The sequence below is a fragment of the Microbacterium sp. genome (assembly GCF_047605725.1).
GTDB lineage: Bacteria > Actinomycetota > Actinomycetes > Actinomycetales > Microbacteriaceae > Microbacterium.
Genome location: NZ_JASGFE010000024.1, coordinates 1 through 15,816 on the forward strand (window position 1 = coordinate 1; position 15,816 = coordinate 15,816).

Annotated in this window: 16 protein-coding genes; 7 read left to right on the forward strand and 9 right to left on the reverse strand. The window is 72.0% G+C overall.

Annotated elements, in window-relative coordinates; genetic code table 11:
- Positions 1–157: 157 nt before the first annotated feature.
- The gene (locus tag QM641_RS06925) at positions 158–484 is read left to right on the forward strand and encodes a thiamine-binding protein (RefSeq protein WP_415114816.1); all 327 of its coding nucleotides are present in this window, start codon (positions 158–160) and stop codon (positions 482–484) included.
- Here QM641_RS06925 and QM641_RS06930 read toward each other — a convergent pair.
- Positions 471–2,267: a peroxidase family protein gene (locus QM641_RS06930; RefSeq protein WP_415114818.1), complete on the reverse strand. Its 1,797-nt coding sequence runs from the start codon at positions 2,265–2,267 to the stop codon at positions 471–473. The genes QM641_RS06925 and QM641_RS06930 overlap by 14 nt on opposite strands.
- Positions 2,268–2,412: 145 nt before the next feature.
- Between QM641_RS06930 and QM641_RS06935 the strand changes: the two genes are divergently transcribed.
- On the forward strand, positions 2,413–3,639 hold the full coding sequence (locus tag QM641_RS06935; protein ID WP_415114820.1) for an MFS transporter: 1,227 nt from the start codon (positions 2,413–2,415) through the stop codon (positions 3,637–3,639).
- A gap of 7 nt (positions 3,640–3,646) precedes the next feature.
- Here QM641_RS06935 and metX read toward each other — a convergent pair whose 3' ends face one another.
- Together metX and QM641_RS06945 are read right to left on the reverse strand one after the other, a co-directional pair.
- On the reverse strand, positions 3,647–4,849 hold the full coding sequence (gene metX / locus QM641_RS06940; RefSeq protein WP_415114822.1) for a homoserine O-acetyltransferase MetX: 1,203 nt from the start codon (positions 4,847–4,849) through the stop codon (positions 3,647–3,649).
- Positions 4,850–5,007: 158 nt separating this feature from the next.
- Complete coding sequence (locus tag QM641_RS06945; protein ID WP_415114824.1) at positions 5,008–6,330, reverse strand: bifunctional o-acetylhomoserine/o-acetylserine sulfhydrylase; 1,323 nt, start codon at positions 6,328–6,330, stop codon at positions 5,008–5,010.
- A gap of 145 nt (positions 6,331–6,475) precedes the next feature.
- Between QM641_RS06945 and QM641_RS06950 the strand changes: the two genes are divergently transcribed.
- From QM641_RS06950 to QM641_RS06970, 5 genes are all read left to right on the forward strand, one after another.
- Complete coding sequence (locus QM641_RS06950) at positions 6,476–7,249, forward strand: SDR family oxidoreductase (protein WP_415114826.1); 774 nt, start codon at positions 6,476–6,478, stop codon at positions 7,247–7,249.
- On the forward strand, positions 7,246–7,743 hold the full coding sequence (locus tag QM641_RS06955; RefSeq protein ID WP_415114828.1) for a phosphoribosyltransferase: 498 nt from the start codon (positions 7,246–7,248) through the stop codon (positions 7,741–7,743). The genes QM641_RS06950 and QM641_RS06955 overlap by 4 nt, the downstream gene beginning before the upstream one ends.
- 3 nt (positions 7,744–7,746) lie before the next feature.
- Entirely contained in the window at positions 7,747–8,439 is a 693-nt protein-coding gene (locus QM641_RS06960; RefSeq protein WP_415114830.1) for a uracil-DNA glycosylase, read from the forward strand.
- A gap of 26 nt (positions 8,440–8,465) precedes the next feature.
- Positions 8,466–9,071, forward strand: coding sequence for a GNAT family N-acetyltransferase (locus QM641_RS06965; protein ID WP_415114832.1), 606 nt, complete (start codon positions 8,466–8,468; stop codon positions 9,069–9,071).
- An 83-nt stretch (positions 9,072–9,154) separates the two neighbouring features.
- Positions 9,155–9,697 (forward strand): hypothetical protein, encoded by a 543-nt coding sequence (locus tag QM641_RS06970; RefSeq protein WP_415114834.1) that lies wholly within the window; start codon positions 9,155–9,157, stop codon positions 9,695–9,697.
- A 151-nt stretch (positions 9,698–9,848) separates the two neighbouring features.
- Here QM641_RS06970 and QM641_RS06975 read toward each other — a convergent pair whose 3' ends face one another.
- From QM641_RS06975 to QM641_RS07000, 6 genes are all read right to left on the reverse strand, one after another.
- Positions 9,849–10,646 carry an ABC transporter ATP-binding protein gene (locus tag QM641_RS06975; protein WP_415114836.1) on the reverse strand — a complete coding sequence of 266 codons (798 nt, stop codon included), beginning with the start codon at positions 10,644–10,646 and terminating at the stop codon, positions 9,849–9,851.
- Positions 10,643–11,431 carry an ABC transporter ATP-binding protein gene (locus QM641_RS06980; RefSeq protein WP_415114838.1) on the reverse strand — a complete coding sequence of 263 codons (789 nt, stop codon included), beginning with the start codon at positions 11,429–11,431 and terminating at the stop codon, positions 10,643–10,645. The genes QM641_RS06975 and QM641_RS06980 overlap by 4 nt, the downstream gene beginning before the upstream one ends.
- Positions 11,428–12,309, reverse strand: a complete 882-nt coding sequence (locus QM641_RS06985) for an ABC transporter permease (RefSeq protein WP_415114840.1) — start codon at positions 12,307–12,309, stop codon at positions 11,428–11,430. Before QM641_RS06985 ends, QM641_RS06980 begins: the two co-directional genes overlap by 4 nt.
- Positions 12,306–13,256: an ABC transporter permease gene (locus tag QM641_RS06990; RefSeq protein ID WP_415114842.1), complete on the reverse strand. Its 951-nt coding sequence runs from the start codon at positions 13,254–13,256 to the stop codon at positions 12,306–12,308. Before QM641_RS06990 ends, QM641_RS06985 begins: the two co-directional genes overlap by 4 nt.
- Positions 13,253–14,767, reverse strand: coding sequence for an ABC transporter substrate-binding protein (locus QM641_RS06995; protein ID WP_415114844.1), 1,515 nt, complete (start codon positions 14,765–14,767; stop codon positions 13,253–13,255). Before QM641_RS06995 ends, QM641_RS06990 begins: the two co-directional genes overlap by 4 nt.
- Before the next feature lie 121 nt (positions 14,768–14,888).
- Positions 14,889–15,785: an alpha/beta fold hydrolase gene (locus QM641_RS07000; protein WP_415114846.1), complete on the reverse strand. Its 897-nt coding sequence runs from the start codon at positions 15,783–15,785 to the stop codon at positions 14,889–14,891.
- Positions 15,786–15,816: the final 31 nt, after the last annotated feature.

Consider the following 15,816-nt stretch of genomic DNA (forward strand, 5'->3'; position numbering starts at 1 on the left):
GGGCTCGCCCGCGGCGCTTGGGCCCTGTAAGCGGGACCGCGGCGGCGCGCGCCCGGCGCGCGCCGGGCGCGCGGCGCGGGCCCGCACCGCGTCGGTAGGCTGATCGGCATGCCCGTGACTCTGCCGCCGCCGGCCTGAGACGAACCGGGAGGTTCTCATGCTCATCGCCTTCTCCGTCGCCCCCAGCGGCACCGGTCGCGCCGACGGCTCGGTCCACGACGCGGTCGCCGCGGCCGTGGCGGTCGTACGCGCCTCGGGGCTGCCGCACCGCACCACGTCGATGTTCACCGAGGTGGAGGGCGAGTGGGACGAGGTCATGGACGTCGTCAGACGGGCGACGGATGCCGTGATGCCCTTCGGCTCCCGCGTCTCGCTCGTGCTCAAGGCCGACATCCGGCCCGGCTACGTCGGCGAGCTCGACGCCAAGCTCGACCGGCTGGAGGCCGCGCTCAAGCGCGACGCGGATTCGCTCAGGGAACAGTGACCCCGGCGACGTCGACGATGTCGGCGAAGGTGAACGTCGCGGCGTCCGCTCGCGGCAGCGACGGGGCGAACGCGACGTTCAGGATCGACTCGCCGTCGCGCCGCAGCATGCGCAGGAACGTGTCGGCGACGATCTTGCCGCCGAGGGGGCCCAGGTGCTCGCCGTTCGCGGTCACCATCGCCTCTCGGAGCACGTAGTACCACAGCGGCGTTCTCGACAGCAGCAGCCCGCCCTGCTTGTTCAGCACGGCGACCTCGTCGGCGGGAAGGCCCGCGGTCAGCTCGGCGGCGGTGAGCACCGGCACTCCCAGCGCCTGCGCGGCCGCCTGCCCGCTGGGCAGGCCCAGCACGAGGCCGCGCAGGAGGTTGCGCGTGGCCAGGACGCTCATGAGTGCGCCGAGGCCGTTGCCGTCGAGGTCCTCCAGCGCGGTGGCCAGGACACTGTCGATCTTGCGGGCCTTGTTGTGGACGGGAACCGGGATGCCGGTGTCGAAGAACGCGTTGAAGTCGACCACCCAGTTGGACAGGACCGGCAGCCGCGGGGGCCGCACGAACGCGAAGACGTCGGACATGGGCTGGTTCGGGAAGTTGAAGTTCAGCCAGTACGCGTCGCGGACCATGCTGTGTCCGAAGCGGTAGGCGCCGACGGAGAACTCGACCGGCATCCGGAATGCGCTCCCCACGGCCGCCGAGACTCCCGCCACCGCCGCGTCGACCGCGGCCTGGCCGCATACGCGGGGCAGGTAGTCGTGCAGCACGGCCCACTGATAGTGCAGCGTGGTCTGCCGCTTCGCCTCGACGAAGACGTCTCCGGTGAACCCGCCGAGCACCAGCAGGTCGACGATCGCGTTGTGGAACCGCAGCATCGCGTGGTGCAGCTGCGACACGATGAGGTTCTCGTTGTTGCGCGGGTCGCCGATGATCGCCGTCTGCGCGGAGGTGCGGGGGACGTCGAAATCGGTCTGCGCGACCATGCCCGCGAACCCCGCGGCGCCCCCTGGGCCGCCCGGGCCGGCGGGGGTGTTCGTGCCCAGCAGCAGTCGGAACGCGGTGTCGGGCTCTCCCGGCTCCGGGGAGGCGTAGAGGAAGGCGTCGAGGGCGGGACCCTTGCCGTACACGCTGTCGAGGTCGAGCGACGGCGAGCGCATATTGTTGATGACCTGGGCGTCGATCTCGACGGCGGAGTCGAGGGCAGAGGACACGTCGAGGGTGATGTCGTGGTCGACGAACTGGCCCACGTACGTGTAGCCGGCCGGCGTGGCCGAATCGGGTGCGGTCTCGCGCCCGCTGTTGCCCATGAGGTGACCGAGCTCGGCCAGCAGCGCGCGCGTCGCGGTGTCGATCGGCAGCTTGCTCGCGGTGCGCACCGCGCTGGAGGTGAGGTACCCGAAGCGGTCGGCGCAGCGGGAGAAGACGTCGTGCGACGGGAAGTACCCGAGCGAGAACTTGGCGCCGTGGAAGCGCCCGATCTCGGGCCGCACCGCCTTGAGCGACTCCCGGATGTCGAGGGGCAGATCCTGCACCGAGACGGCGTTCTCACTGAGCCGGGGCAGCGCCTGGATCACGTCCTGCGTGCCGAATCGTCGCGCCACGCGCAGGCGGCCGGCATCCGGGACGAGGTCACGGCGCACGCCCTCGGGGACGGCATCGCGCCGGCGGAGGGGGCGCACGCCGGGTGCGACGCGCTCCGCGGCGCCGGGCTCGGCGAGGTGGAGCTGCTCGCGCAGGAACGGCTGCGCCGCGAAGGGTGCGTCGGGTTCGGCGGGGTTCTCGTCAGCGGTCATGATGGCTCCATCCGTGTGCGGGCTCGCCGGTACCCGGGGGTGCCGGTTGCAGGAAGGAGCGCGCTGCGGCTTCCCTGATACCGCACCGGAGGATTCTGTGCGCGCGGATTGGACGGGGAGCGGCATCCGCGCCTAGCGTGGTCTGGTGACCTCCTCGACTCGCTCGAGGGGGGCGGCGACGTGGACGCTCCTCTCCCTCGCCATCGGCAGCTTCGGCATCGGCATGACCGAGTTCGTCGTTATGGGCCTGCTGCCCGACATCGCCCGCGACCTGCTCCCGCACGTGTGGGCCGCGAGTCCGGAGCGTGCGATCTCGCAGTCCGGCTGGCTCATCACGCTGTACGCCTTCGGCGTCGTGATCGGGGCGCCGACGATCGCCGGCTCGGTCGCGAAGTACCCGCGCCACCGCGTCATGGTCGTGCTCGCGCTGGCTCTCACCGTCTTCAACGCGCTCACGTTCCTGCTGCCGAGTTTCGAGCTCGTCGCGCTCTCACGGCTGCTCGCGGGGCTGCCGCACGGCGCGTTCTTCGGGATCGGCGCGCTCGTCGCGGCGGATGCCATGGGCCCGGGCAACCGCGCGAAGGGCGCGGCGTTCGTGCTGACCGGGCTCACGGTCGCCAACGTCGTGGGCGTCCCGGCCGGCACGTTCCTGGGGCAGCAGCTGGGCTGGCGCGCCGCCTTCCTCGTGGTCGCGGGTGTCTTCGCGCTCGCGACGGGAATGATCGCGATGTTCGTCCCGGCGCGCCCGGGAGATGCGGGGCGCACGCTGCGCGCCGAGCTGAAGGTGTTCCGCATCGGGCAGGTGTGGATGACCCTGGCGACCGGGGCGATCGGCTTCGGCGGGTTCTTCGCCGTGTACAGCTACATCGCGCCGCTCGTGACCGAGGTCGCGGGCTCGCCCGCGGCGGCCGTGCCGGTCGTCATGGTGGTGATGGGTGTCGGGATGACCCTGGGGAACGTCGTCGGCGGCCACCTCGCCGACCTCCACATCGAGCGGACGCTCGTGGGGGGCCTTGTGGCGCTCATCGCGATGCAGGTGCTGATGGCGTTGAGCGCTCCGTGGATCTTCGCGTTCGCCGCGACGGTGTTCCTCTTCGGCGCGATCTCCTCCGCGATCGTCCCGACGATCCAGGTCCGGCTCATGGACGTCGCCGGCGACAACCAGTCGATCGCGGCGGCGCTGAACCACTCGGCGCTGAACACCGGCAACGCGCTCGGCGCGTTCCTGGGTGGCGCGGTGATCGCGGGCGGCTTCGGCTACGTCGCGCCGGTGTGGGTGGGGGTGGCCCTCGCCGTCGCCGGGCTCGTGCTGGCGGTCGTGAGCGTCGCCGGGCAGCGGCGCGGCACGCAGCGCCTGGCCGAGGTCGTTTGAGCGCGGCTCAGGTCTTCAGCAGGCGCCGCAGGTGGCGGCCGACGAGGTGGGTCTCGATCAGGAACCCGTCGTGGCCGAAGTCGCTGGGTACGAGCGTGGCGGTGTCGTCGAGCGTCGAGCGGATGCCGCGGGCGATGCGCTCCTGCCCTTCCACAGGGAACAGCCGGTCGGTGTCGATGCCGACCACGAGCGTGGTCGCGCTCACCCGCGCCAGGGCGTCGTCGACGCCGCCGCGGCCGCGGCCGATGTCGTGCGAGTTCATCGCCTCGACGAGGGTGAGGTAGCTGTTCGCGTCGAAGCGCCGGGTGAACTTGTTGCCGTGGAAGTCGAGGTAGCTCTCCACGGCGAAGCGCCCGCCGTGACCGAGCGGGTTCTTGCCGGACTGCCAGGTGCGCTGGAAGCGCTGGTTGAGCTCGGTGGGGCTGCGGTAGTTGAGCAAGGCCATGCGGCGGGCCAGCGCCAGCCCGCGGTGCGGTCCGTCGCCGTCGGCCGCGTCGTAGTACTCGCCGCCGGCGAACCGGGGGTCGATCTGCACGGCCTCCAGCTGCACCGAGTTCAGGGCGATCTGGTCGGCGGTGGTGGTGGGCGGGGCCGACAGCACCGCGAGCCGTGCCACGCGGTCGGGGTGGCCGACGGCCCATTCCAGCGCGTGCATGCCGCCCATGGAGCCTCCCACGACCGCCGCCCAGCGGTCGATGCCGAGGGCGTCGGCCAGTCGCACCTGGGCGGCGACCTGGTCGCGCACGGTCAGATAGGGGAACCGCGATCCCCACTCCCGGCCGTCCGGGGCGATGCTCGCGGGGCCGGTGGATCCCTGGCATCCGCCCAGCATGTTGGGGGCGACGACGAACCAGCGATCGGTGTCGATGGCGGCGTCCGGACCGACCACGTCGCCCCACCAGCCGTCGGTGGGGTGTCCCGGGCCGGCGGAGCCGCGGACGTGGCTGTCGCCGGTGAGGGCGTGCAGCACCAGGACCGCGTTGTCGCGTCGCGGGGAGAGCTCGCCCCACGTCTCGTACGCGAGTCGGATGCCGGGCAGCTCCTGCCCGCTCTCGGTGCGGAACGCCCCGAACGCGGCGAACCGGCGATCGCCGACCGGATCGCCGTCCCGCCACGCCCCCGTGACCGGGGGACGCGCGCGCAGCAGGCGCGCGTCGGCCTCCGTGATCGGCGCGCTGGGCACCGTGTCCTCGGAGATCTGCCAGTCCATCCGTCCATTCTGACCGCACCGCGCGCCGACCGCCCATCGTGTTACGCCCCCGCCGCATCCGCGCCCTCTCACCCGCGAGAATGCAACGGTGCACCGAGACTGCGCGCTCAGCACGCAGTCTCGGTGCACCAGTGGAGTCTCGGTGACCGGGAGGGAGGTCAGGCCCGCGCGGCCTCCGACACGCGGCGAGCGGCGGCGAGAGCCTGGTCGAGGTCGGCCTTGAGGTCGTCGACGTTCTCCAGTCCCACCGACAGGCGCACCAGGCCCGGGGTGACCCCGGTGGTCAGCTGCTGCTCGGGGGTGAGCTGCGAGTGCGTCGTGGAGGCCGGGTGGATGACGAGCGAGCGCACGTCGCCGATGTTGGCGAGGTGGCTGAACAGGGTGAGCGAGTTCACGAACTCGCGCCCCGCCTCGACGCCGCCCTTGAGCTCGAACGAGAGCACCGCCCCCACGCCCTTCGGGGCGTACCGGTTGGCGGTCGCGTACCAGGGCGAGGTCGGCAGGCCGGAGTAGTTGACCGAGGCGACGTCGTCGCGCCCGTCGAGCCACTCGGCGATCTCCTGGGCGTTGCTCACGTGGCGCTCGACGCGCAGCGACAGCGTCTCGATGCCCTGGATCAGCAGCCATGCGCTGTTGGGCGAGATCGCCGCGCCCAGATCGCGCAGCAGCTGCACGCGCGCCTTGATGACGTAGGCGAGGCCGTCGCCGACGGCGGTCGTGTACGAGGCGCCGTGGTACGACGGGTCGGGCTCGGTGAGGCCGGGGAAGCGGTCGACGTGCTGCGACCAGGGGAAGGCCCCGCCGTCCACGATGACGCCGCCGATGGTGGTGCCGTGTCCGCCGAGGAACTTCGTCGCCGAGTGGATGACGATGTCGGCGCCGTGCTCGAACGGGCGGATCAGGTACGGGGTCGCGATCGTGTTGTCGACGATCAGCGGCACCCCGGCCTCGTGCGCGATATCGGCGACCGTGCGGATGTCGAGGACGTTGATCTTCGGGTTGCCGATCGTCTCGGCGAAGAACAGCTTCGTGTTCGGGCGCACCGCGCGGCGCCACTCCTCGGGGTCGTCCTGGTTCTCGACGAAGGTGACGTCGATGCCGAGCTTGGCGAGCGTGTACTTGAACAGGTTGTACGTGCCGCCGTAGATCGAGCTCGACGAGACGAAGTGGTCGCCGGCCTCGGCGATGTTCAGGATCGCGAACGTGGACGCCGCCTGGCCGCTGGCCAGCAGCAGCGCAGCGGTGCCGCCCTCCAGCGCGGCGACGCGCTGCTCGACGACGTCCTGCGTCGGGTTCTGGATGCGCGTGTAGATGTTGCCGAACTCGGCGAGGGCGAACAGGTTCGCCGCGTGGTCGGCGTTGTCGAACACGTACGACGTCGTCTGGTAGATCGGCGTGGCACGAGCGTTCGTCGTGGGATCCGGCGCCGCGCCGGAGTGGATCTGCTTGGTCTCGAAGCGCCAGTTCTCGGGTGCGGGCATGAGTGCTCCAGGTCGTTCGGGGCTGCGGCGGATGCCGTGGCCGTCACCCGAGGATAGGATCGCGTCCTCGTCGCCACAACCGGGCGGAAATGTTGCGTAACCTCGCTGTCTCGCGGGCGCGGCGCGGCGCGGTAGCGTGGAGGCCATGGCACGTCGCGCGGTGGTCACGGGAGCCAGTTCCGGAATCGGCGAGGCGACGGTGCGAGCGCTCCGCGCGAGCGGCTGGGAGATCGTCGGCGTCGCCCGCCGCGCCGAGCGGCTCGCCGCCCTCGACGAGGAGGTCGGCTCGGCATCGTTCGCCGCCGACCTCACCAGCCGCACGGACGTCGCCGCGCTGGCCGCGCACCTGGCCGCGACCGGGCCGGTGCACGCGCTCGTGCACATCGCCGGGGGAGCGCGCGGCGCCGACCGGGTCGAGGACGGCGACCCCGCCGACTGGCGGTGGATGTTCGAGGTCAATGTCCTGTCGGCCCAGCTGGTGACCGCGGCACTGCTGCCGCTGCTGCGGGTCGCCGCGAGGGCCGACGGCCACGCCGACACGCTCTACGTCACCTCGACCGCGGCTCAGGCCGCCTACATCGGCGGCGGAGGGTACAACGCAGCCAAGGCCGGCGAGTCGATGCTCGTCGGCGCCCTCCGGCTGGAGCTGAACGGCGAGCCGATCCGGGTGACCGAGATCGCGCCGGGCATGGTCCGCACCGAGGAGTTCGCCCTCAACCGCCTGGGCGGCGATCGCGCACGCGCCGACGCCCTGTACGAGGGTGTGGAGCATCCGCTCACGGCGGACGATGTCGCCGATGTCATCGCCTACGCGCTGGGCGCGCCGGGCCACGTCAATCTCGACCGGGTGACGATGCGCCCGGTCGCCCAGTCGGCGCAGTATCTGCTGGCCCGAGGACCCCTGGAGGTACGTTCATGACCGCTCGCGAGCAGCTCACCTGGGAGGCGTTCGGCGACGCGTCCCGCGACCTGTCCCGCACGATCGTCGCGGACGGCTTCGTGCCCGACGTGGTCGTGGCGATCGCCCGCGGCGGGCTGCTGCCGGCCGGTGCGATCGCGTACGGCCTGGGGGCGAAGAACTGCGGGGCGATCAACATCGAGTTCTACACGGGTGTGGGCACGGTGCTCGACTCGCCCGTCGTGCTTCCCCCCGCGCTCGACCTCGGCGCGCTGGCGGGACGGCGTGTGCTGCTGGTGGACGACGTCGCCGACAGCGGGCGCACGCTCGATCTCGCGGTGCGGCTGCTGGAGGAGCGGGGCGCCGACGTGCGGTCGGCGGTGATCTACACCAAGCCGACCACGATCATCGAGCCGGACTACTGGTGGAAGGCCACCGACCTGTGGATCGACTTCCCCTGGTCGTGGCAGGGTTCGGTCATCGAGCAGGATGCCGGGACCGTCGGAGCGGGGTGACCTGTGGCGATGTCGCTGCCCGAGCTGGCTGAGGCCGGGCTGATCGACCCCGGCTGGGCCGCGGCGCTGGAGCCGGTCGGTTCCGACATCGCGGCGCTCGGCGAACGGCTGCGCGCCGAGGTCGCCGCGGGGCGGCGCTACCTGCCCGCGGGCGACCGGGTGCTGCGCGCGTTCCAGCGGCCGCTCGACGAGGTCAGGGTCCTGATCGTCGGGCAGGACCCGTACCCGACGCCGGGGCATCCGATCGGGCTCAGCTTCGCGGTCGACCGAGATGTGCGGCCGCTGCCGCGGAGCCTCGCGAACATCTACCAGGAGCTCGAGGCCGACCTCGGCATCCCGCCGGCCGCGCACGGCGACCTGTCGGCGTGGAGCGATCAGGGCGTGATGCTCCTGAACAGGGTGCTGACCGTGCGGCCGGGGGCCCCGGCATCCCACCGCGGATGGGGCTGGGAGAAAGTCACCGAGCACGCGATCCGCACGCTCGTGGCGCGCGACCGTCCGCTCGTGGCGATCCTGTGGGGGAGGGATGCCGCGAACCTCACGCCGCTGCTGGGCCCGACGGCCTCGATCCGGTCGCCGCATCCGTCGCCGCTGTCGGCGAGTCGCGGGTTCTTCGACTCGAAGCCGTTCTCGCGCGCGAACGACCTGCTCGAACGCCAGGGTGCCCGGGCCGTGGACTGGCGCCTTCCCGCGTGACGCTCCCGCGCGCGTATGCTGGCCGCGTGCCTGGACTCGACAGCGATCGCCGGCGCCTGCCGCGACATCTGCGGCCGCGCCCCGAGCCCGAGCGGCCCTTCTCGTTCGAGATCCGGCCGGCCCGACGCACAGACATGCCGCATGTGCGCGAGATCTACAACTACTACGTGACCAATTCGGTCGTCACCTTCGACGAGAAGAAGTGGACCAACCGGCAGTGGCTGGACAAGTTCGACCACCTGCACAAGCTGAAGCTGCCGTTCCTGGTGGCCGTCTCGCCCTCCGGCCAGATCCTCGGCTATGGCCTGGTGGCGCCCTGGACGGGCAAGTCCGGCTACCGGTACACCGTGGAGAACTCGATCTATCTGGGGCAGGCGGCCACCGGCAAGGGACTCGGGCGGGCGCTCCTGGAGGCGCTCATCGACGAGTGCCAGGCGCTCGGCATCCGCGAGATGGTCGCCGTGATCAGCGACAAGGGCGCCGAGGCATCCGTCGCGCTGCACGAGAAGCTCGGCTTCGTCGAGGTGGGCAGGATGGGCCGGGTCGGCTTCAAGTTCGGCCGCTGGCTCGGCACGATCTACCTGCAGAAGAGCCTCAAGCCGGCGCGCCGGCGCAGATGGGGCGCTTCGTAGCGCCGGTTCGGGGTATCAACAAACCGCGGTGCGGGCTCCTCTCGTTGTGTCACCGTCAGCCGGTGCCGCCCGAGGAGGTTCCCATGTCCGAGTCCCGTCGCGTGCGCGATGCCGCAGTGCCGCACGCCGAAGCCGTCGAGGCAGGGAGCGCCGAGCGCTTCCGTACCATCGATCCGTCGATCTTCGGCCGCACGGTCGACACGCTCTCCCCGGTGCACCCGGTGGGCGCGGGTCGCACCAACGTCACGATCATCGCGCCGACGATCGTGCAGACCGACACCACTCTGCCCTTCGCGGCATTCCAGCTGGTCGCGGGTCAGCGCGCCGGGGCCGTGGCGATGCATGTCGAGCCGGCGGCCTACGGCCTGACCGCGTCGGAGCAGTACGACCTCGCGTTCGCTGTGCGCACCGAGGAGGGGCCCTGCACGTTCTCGTGGCAGGCGGGGTTCGACGCGAACCAGCTGACCGGTTCGGCCACCGTCGACGGGCAGGGCTGGGTCTCGATGTCGCTCGGGACGTTCAGTCCGGGCGCGACCGGTGTCGCGAACATCACCCAGACCGGCGGCGGACGCTGGCAGTGGCACCGGCTTGTGATCAGCCGCCCGATCGTGCTCACCCCGCTCTGACCTCCGCGCCGCGTCGCACCGACCTCGGAGAGTCGCACCAACTTCGGAGGATTTCGGCGAGATCCTCCGAACTACGCGCGATTCTCCGAACTTCGTGGGGTGCGGGAGGCGCGGCGACGGTCAGCCGGCGGGTCGAGGAGCGGACGCCTGTTCAGGCCCCGGGGCCGATGACCGGGATGGATGCCAGGAGCGCGCGCGTGTAGGCGACCTGCGGCTCCAGCAGCACCTTCTCGGTCGGGCCCTCCTCCACGATGCGCCCGTCCTTCATCACGACGACCTCGTCGCACAGGTTCTGCACCACGCCGATGTCGTGCGAGACCAGCAGCAGCGTCAGCCGCTCGGTGCGCCGCAGCTCGCGCAGCAGGTCCAGGATCTGCGCTCGCACCGTCACGTCGAGCGCGGACAGCGGCTCGTCGCCGACGAGCACGCGCGGGCGGTGCACGATCGCGCGGGCCAGCGCGATGCGCTGGCGCTGGCCGCCGGAGAACTCGTGCGGAAAGCGCTCGGTCATCTCCGGCTCCAGCCCCACCTGGGTCAGCACCTCGCGCACGCGCGCGCGACGGTCGCCGTCGACGCCCAGCGCCCACAGCGGCTCGGCGACGATGCGTCCCACGCTCATGCGCGGGTCGAGCGAGGCGTACGGATCCTGGAACACGACGCCGGTCTGCCGGCGCAGCCAGTGCAGCGAACGAGCGGATGCCGCGGCCTCCACCGCCCGGCCGTCGAAGCTCACGCTGCCCGCGGTGGGGGAGTCCAGCCCCAGCAGCAGCCGCACGAGGGTCGACTTGCCCGATCCGGACTCGCCGATGATGCCGACGGCGCTCCCCTCGCGCACGTCGAGGTCGGCGTCGTCGAGCGCGGTCGTGTACCGCTTCGGCTGGAACAGCCCGGCGGCGGGCGCGCGGTGGCGCCGGGTGAGGCCGCGCGCGCTGATCAGAGGATCGCTCATTCCGCGCCTCCCGGTCGCCACAGGGTCGCGGTGGCGTCGCGAAGCAGCCCCCGCGTGACCGGCGAGCGCGGCGCGGAGAGCAGTCCCGCGACCGGGCCGGCCTCCACCACGCGCCCGTGCTCGAGCACGACGCCGTGCGTGGCGATCTGCGACAGCACCGCCAGGTCGTGCGTGATGAACACGAGCGACATGCCGTCGGTGTCCACGAGCGCGCGCAGCAGCAGCAGGATCTCCGCCTGGATCGTCACGTCCAGCGCGGTGGTCGGCTCGTCGGCGATCAGCAGGCGCGGCCGGCTCGCGAGCGCCATCGCGATCGCGACGCGCTGGCGCTGTCCGCCGGAGAGCTGGTGCGGGTAGCGGCCGACGATCTCGGCCGGGTCGGGCAGGTGTACGCGGGATGCCTCGTCCACCGCCCGCGCGAGGGCGTCGCGTCTCGGCATCCGGGTGTGGATGCGGATCGACTCGGCGATCTGGCGTCCGACCGTGCGGATCGGGTTCAGGGCGGTGCGCGGCTCCTGGAACACGATGCCGATGTCGTCGCCGCGCAGCTGCGCCAGCTCGCGGTCGGGGAGGCCGATGAGCTCGCGGCCGTCCCACCGGACCGAGCCGGTCGTGACGGCGCCGCCCGGCAGCAGCCCGAGGACGGCGAGCGCGGTGAGGGACTTCCCCGACCCGGACTCGCCGATCAGGCCCACGCGGGCGCCGTCGGGCACGTCGAACGAGACGCCGTCGACGACCCGGCGCCCGGCGATCTCCACGACGAGGTCGCGCACCTCAAGGCTCACGCGACCACCGCCGGGACGTGCGGGCGCGCCGACCGGCGCGCCAGGGTCGGATCGGTCGCCTCACGCAGCCCGTCGCCGAGGAGGTTCAGCCCCAGCACGGTGAGGGTGATCGCAAGCCCCGGCCACACCACGCTGAGCGGGTGCGCCGAGATGAACGACTGCAGGTCGCGCAGCAGCAGCCCCCACGAGGGCTCGGTGACCGGAGCGCCGAATCCGAGGTAGGACAGCCCCGCCTCGGCCAGCACGGCGACCGCCATCGCCCACGACAGCTGCACGATGAACACCGGCGCGATGTTGGGAAGCAGATGGCGCCACAGGATCTGCACCGTGTCCAGGCCGCTGGCCCGGGCGGCCAGCACGAAGTCGCTGTGCAGCACCCGTCGCAGCTCGGGCCGCGCGACCCGCGCGACGTTCACGCCGAACCCGACGCCGACCGACACGATCACGACCCAGAGCGACCCGCCCCACACCGCGGAGATCATCATCGCGATCAGGAGCACCGGGAACGCGACCAGGATGTCGACGAGCACGACGATCGCCTCGCGCGACCAGCGCGGGGTGAGTGCCCCGAGGGCGGCCAGCACGATCCCCACGAGGGTGGCGATGACGCCGGCCCCGAGCGCCACCCGTACGGTCGTGCGGGCGCCGGCCATGACGAGGCTCGCGATGTCGCGCCCGGCGTTGTCGGTGCCGAGCACGTGCGGCCAGCCCGGTGGCGACCAGCGGGCGGCGATGTCGACGGACTGCGGGTCGAAGGGGGTCCACGCGCTGGCCACGAGGGCGGCGAGCCCCACCGCGAGCACGATCGCCAGGCCGAAGCGCCCCGTGGAGAGCCCCCACAGGCGTGCGAGCCATCCGGTGCGCGCGGGCGCGCTCATGCCGCCTCCCGCTGCCGCGGGTCGATGAGCCGGTGGGCGAGGTCGACCACGAACCCGACCACGAGCACGAAGCCGGTGAGGGCCAGGAGCTCTCCCTGCACCTTGGGGAGGTCGCGGTTGCTGACGTCGGCCACCAGCATCCGCCCTATGCCCGGCAGCGTGAACAGCTGCTCGATGACGACGGCGCCGACCACGATGCCGGCGATCTGCAGCCCGAGCACGGTGACGATCGACAGGCCGACGCTGGGCAGGCCATGCCGCACGAGCGCCGAGGTGCGCGTGAGACCCTTCGCGGCGGCGGTGCGGACGAAGTCCTCGCCGGCGGCCTGCAGCGTCGCGGAGCGGACGAATCGCATCAGCATCGCGCCCTCCACGATCCCGATCGTCAGGGCGGGAAGCAGGAGCGACCGCAGCGCCGCGTCGGGTCGTTCCCAGCCGCCGCGCGGGAAGCCCTGCGCGGGGAGCCACCCGAGCCACACCGCGAAGACGATCACGAGCATCATGCCCGCCCACACCACCGGCACCGCGGCGATCGCCTGGGCGCCCACGCTCAGGGCTGTGCCGGAGGCGCGGCGGTGCCGCAGCGCCGAGAGCACGCCCAGGGGCACGGCCACCACGAGCGCGATCGTGAGGGACAGGATGCCGAGGGGAACGGTCACCTGCGCCTTCTCGGCCAGCTCGGTCGCCACCGGCGTGCCTGTCAGCATCGAGGTGCCGAGGTCTCCGCGCAGCACCCCGCCGATCCACTCGAGGTACTGCGCGGGCAGCGGCTCGTTCAGCCCCAGCCGTTCGCGGATCGCGGCGACCTGGGCCGGCGCGGCGTTGATCCCCGCGATCAGCTGCGCCACATCGCCGGGCAGCACCCGGAGGGTGAAGAAGATCAGCGCGCTGGCGACGAACAGCCCCAGCACGAGCAGGGACAGCCTCGTCAGCGCGTAGCGGATCACTCCTTGCTCTTGGTCAACTCGGCGAGGTCGAGGCGTTCGTTCACGTTGACCGTCGGCATCCCCGAGACCGTATCGGAGACCGCGAGGACGGATGCCCCGTTGTACAGCCAGTCGGCCGCCATGTCCTCCGACACGATGCGCGCCGCCTGGGCGAGCAGGTCTGCGGCCTGGTCCTCGTCGGTGGCCGCCAGCGACTCGGTGTAGAGACGCTGGACCTCGGGGTTGTCGTAGGTGAAGTAGTACGCGGGGTTGGCCCAGTTCTCGAAGTCGCGCGCCTCGGTGTGCAGCACGAAGCTGAGCTCGTAGTCCTTGTTCACGTACACGTCGTTGATCCAGGCGGGGAACTCCACGGAGTTCACCGTCAGCTCGATGCCGACCTCGGCGAGGTCGGACACGAGGATCTGCGGGATCGTCGTCGGGTACCCGTTGTAGATCGTGAGGGTCAGGCTCAGGTCGGAGACCCCCGCCTCCTTCAGGAGCGCCTTCGCCGCGTCGGGGTCGTAGGGGGCGACGTCGGAGAGGTCCTCGTAGCCCGGGTCGAGCTCGGGGATGGGGCCGTAGAGGGTCTCCCCGGCGCCGAGCGCCTCGACGATCGCATCGTGGTCGATCGCCTGGCGGATGGCCTGGCGGACGCGCTTGTCGGCCAGGGCCCCTGTGGTGGCGTTCATCGCCAGGGTGCCCTTGTCGGTGGAGGCGCCCAGCTCCAGGCTGAAGTCGCCGTCGGCCTCGACCTGGTCCTTCAGCGTCGCGTCGAACCCGGTCAGCACGTCCAGCTCGTGCGCGAGCGCCCCGTTGAGGGCGGCCTGCGTGTCGGGGATGTAGTCGAAGACCACCTCGGCGACCTTGGCCTTCTCGCCCCAGTAGGCGTCGTTGCGCTCGAAGGTGATGCTGTCGCCCTGCTTCCAGCTGGCCAGCGTGAACGGACCGGTGCCGTTGGTCTTGGTCTTGCGGTCGATCGTGTCGCCCTCCTTGAGGACGAGCCCGGCCCGGCCGGTCAGGTTCCACAGGAACGAGGAGTCCGGCTGTGACAGCGTGATCGTGATCTTCTGACCGTCGGCGGTGATCGAGGCGACCTTCGCCAGGCGCGCGGAATCGCGGTACGACGCGTTGTCCTTGACCTGGCTGAGCGACCAGATCACATCCTGCGGGGTGAGGGCCTGCCCGTCGTGGAAGCTCACGCCCTCGCGCAGCGTGAATGTGTAGGTGAGCCCGTCAGGGGACACGTCGTAGTCGCTGGCCAGGGCGGGCACGATCTCCTGCTCGGGCGTGCGGGCCACGAGCCCCTGGTACACGTTGTCGATCAGGATCTGGTCGAGCGCCGCGCCCGCGGTCTCGCGGATGTCGAGGTTGGACGGCTCGAGCACCAGGCGGATCGAGACCGAGGCGTCAGGGTCGGGCGTGCCGGCGGCATCGCTGGAGGCGCTCGGCTCGGGGCTGCCCGAGCAGGCGGTCAACAGCAGTGCGCCGGTGACGACGAGGGCGGTGGCCGCGAGGGCTGAGCGTCGGAGCATGTCGAGACGTCCTTTCCGGGGGACAGGAGGGGGCCGCCCGCCTGCGAACTCGATGCGCGTTACAGCCTAGAGTCCGCGGGGCCGGCCGGTGGCATCCGCTGTCACAAACGCTCGCGACCCGTCATACGTTCCCGGCGATGCGGGCGATGAGCTCCGCGAGCTCGGCGGGCCGCTCCTCCTGCACGTTGTGGCCGGTCGGCACGGTGTGCACGGATGCCGCGGGAAGGCGCGCGCGGAACAGCTCCGCATCCGCCTCCGTGACGAACCCGCGCTCGCCGCGGATCAGGGCGATCGGCGCGGCGACGCGGGCGAGGGCGTCCCAGCCGGTGCCGTCCAGCGCCGAGGCCACCGGGTCGCCGGAGGCGGCCAGGCGGGCCAGGTGATGCTTCCACTCCACCCGGCCGTCGGGGCGCACCCGGGAGTTGAGGAACACTCCGCGGGTCGCCGCCTCGCGCGATCCGCCCAGGCCGAAGGCGAGGGCGCGCTCGACGAGCTCGTCGCGCGAGGCCCAGTCGGCGGGGCCGGAGAAGAAGGCCCGCAGCATCGCGGCGTCGCCGTCGGGGTCGACGTCGGGGGTGATGTCGACGACGACCAGGGTGCGCACGAGCGCCGGGCGGTCGGCGGCGATCGTGGCGGCGACCAGGCCCCCGAGCGACTGGCCCACCAGCACCTGCGGCACGGTCGTCGCCGCCGCGATCGCCGCGGCGGCGTCGGGGGCGAGCGTGGCGGCGGTGTAGCGGGCGTCGGCGCGCCATGACGAGTCGCCGTGGCCGGGCAGGTCGACCGCGAGGGCGGGGAGCCCCAGGGCGAGCACTGTCGCGTCCCACGTGTGCGCGTTAAGGCCCGCGCCGTGGAGGAAGGTGACCACGGGCGCCGCCTCGCCGAAGCGGAGCGCGCTCACGGTGCCGCCCTGCGGGAGGGTCAGAGCGATCCGCTCCGCCGGCGGCACGTGCGCGACGCCCAGCTCGGCCGCCTGGGCGGCCAGGAACGAGAACTCGTCGAAGGGCTCAGCGGGCACACCCCATTGTGCACCCGTGGCGCTCGGAGGC

Bases quoted from the DNA above. Each gene is read 5' to 3' on its own strand.
- QM641_RS06995 (WP_415114844.1), bottom strand. From the start codon at position 14,767: ATGCTCCGACGCTCAGCCCTCGCGGCCACCGCCCTCGTCGTCACCGGC.
- QM641_RS06930 (WP_415114818.1), bottom strand. From the start codon at position 2,267: ATGACCGCTGACGAGAACCCCGCCGAACCCGACGCACCCTTCGCGGCG.
- QM641_RS06970 (WP_415114834.1), top strand. From the start codon at position 9,155: ATGTCCGAGTCCCGTCGCGTGCGCGATGCCGCAGTGCCGCACGCCGAA.
- QM641_RS06985 (WP_415114840.1), bottom strand. From the start codon at position 12,309: ATGAGCGCGCCCGCGCGCACCGGATGGCTCGCACGCCTGTGGGGGCTC.
- QM641_RS06945 (WP_415114824.1), bottom strand. From the start codon at position 6,330: ATGCCCGCACCCGAGAACTGGCGCTTCGAGACCAAGCAGATCCACTCC.
- QM641_RS06955 (WP_415114828.1), top strand. From the start codon at position 7,246: ATGACCGCTCGCGAGCAGCTCACCTGGGAGGCGTTCGGCGACGCGTCC.
- QM641_RS06925 (WP_415114816.1), top strand. From the start codon at position 158: ATGCTCATCGCCTTCTCCGTCGCCCCCAGCGGCACCGGTCGCGCCGAC.
- metX (WP_415114822.1), bottom strand. From the start codon at position 4,849: ATGGACTGGCAGATCTCCGAGGACACGGTGCCCAGCGCGCCGATCACG.
- QM641_RS06975 (WP_415114836.1), bottom strand. From the start codon at position 10,646: ATGAGCGATCCTCTGATCAGCGCGCGCGGCCTCACCCGGCGCCACCGC.
- QM641_RS06950 (WP_415114826.1), top strand. From the start codon at position 6,476: ATGGCACGTCGCGCGGTGGTCACGGGAGCCAGTTCCGGAATCGGCGAG.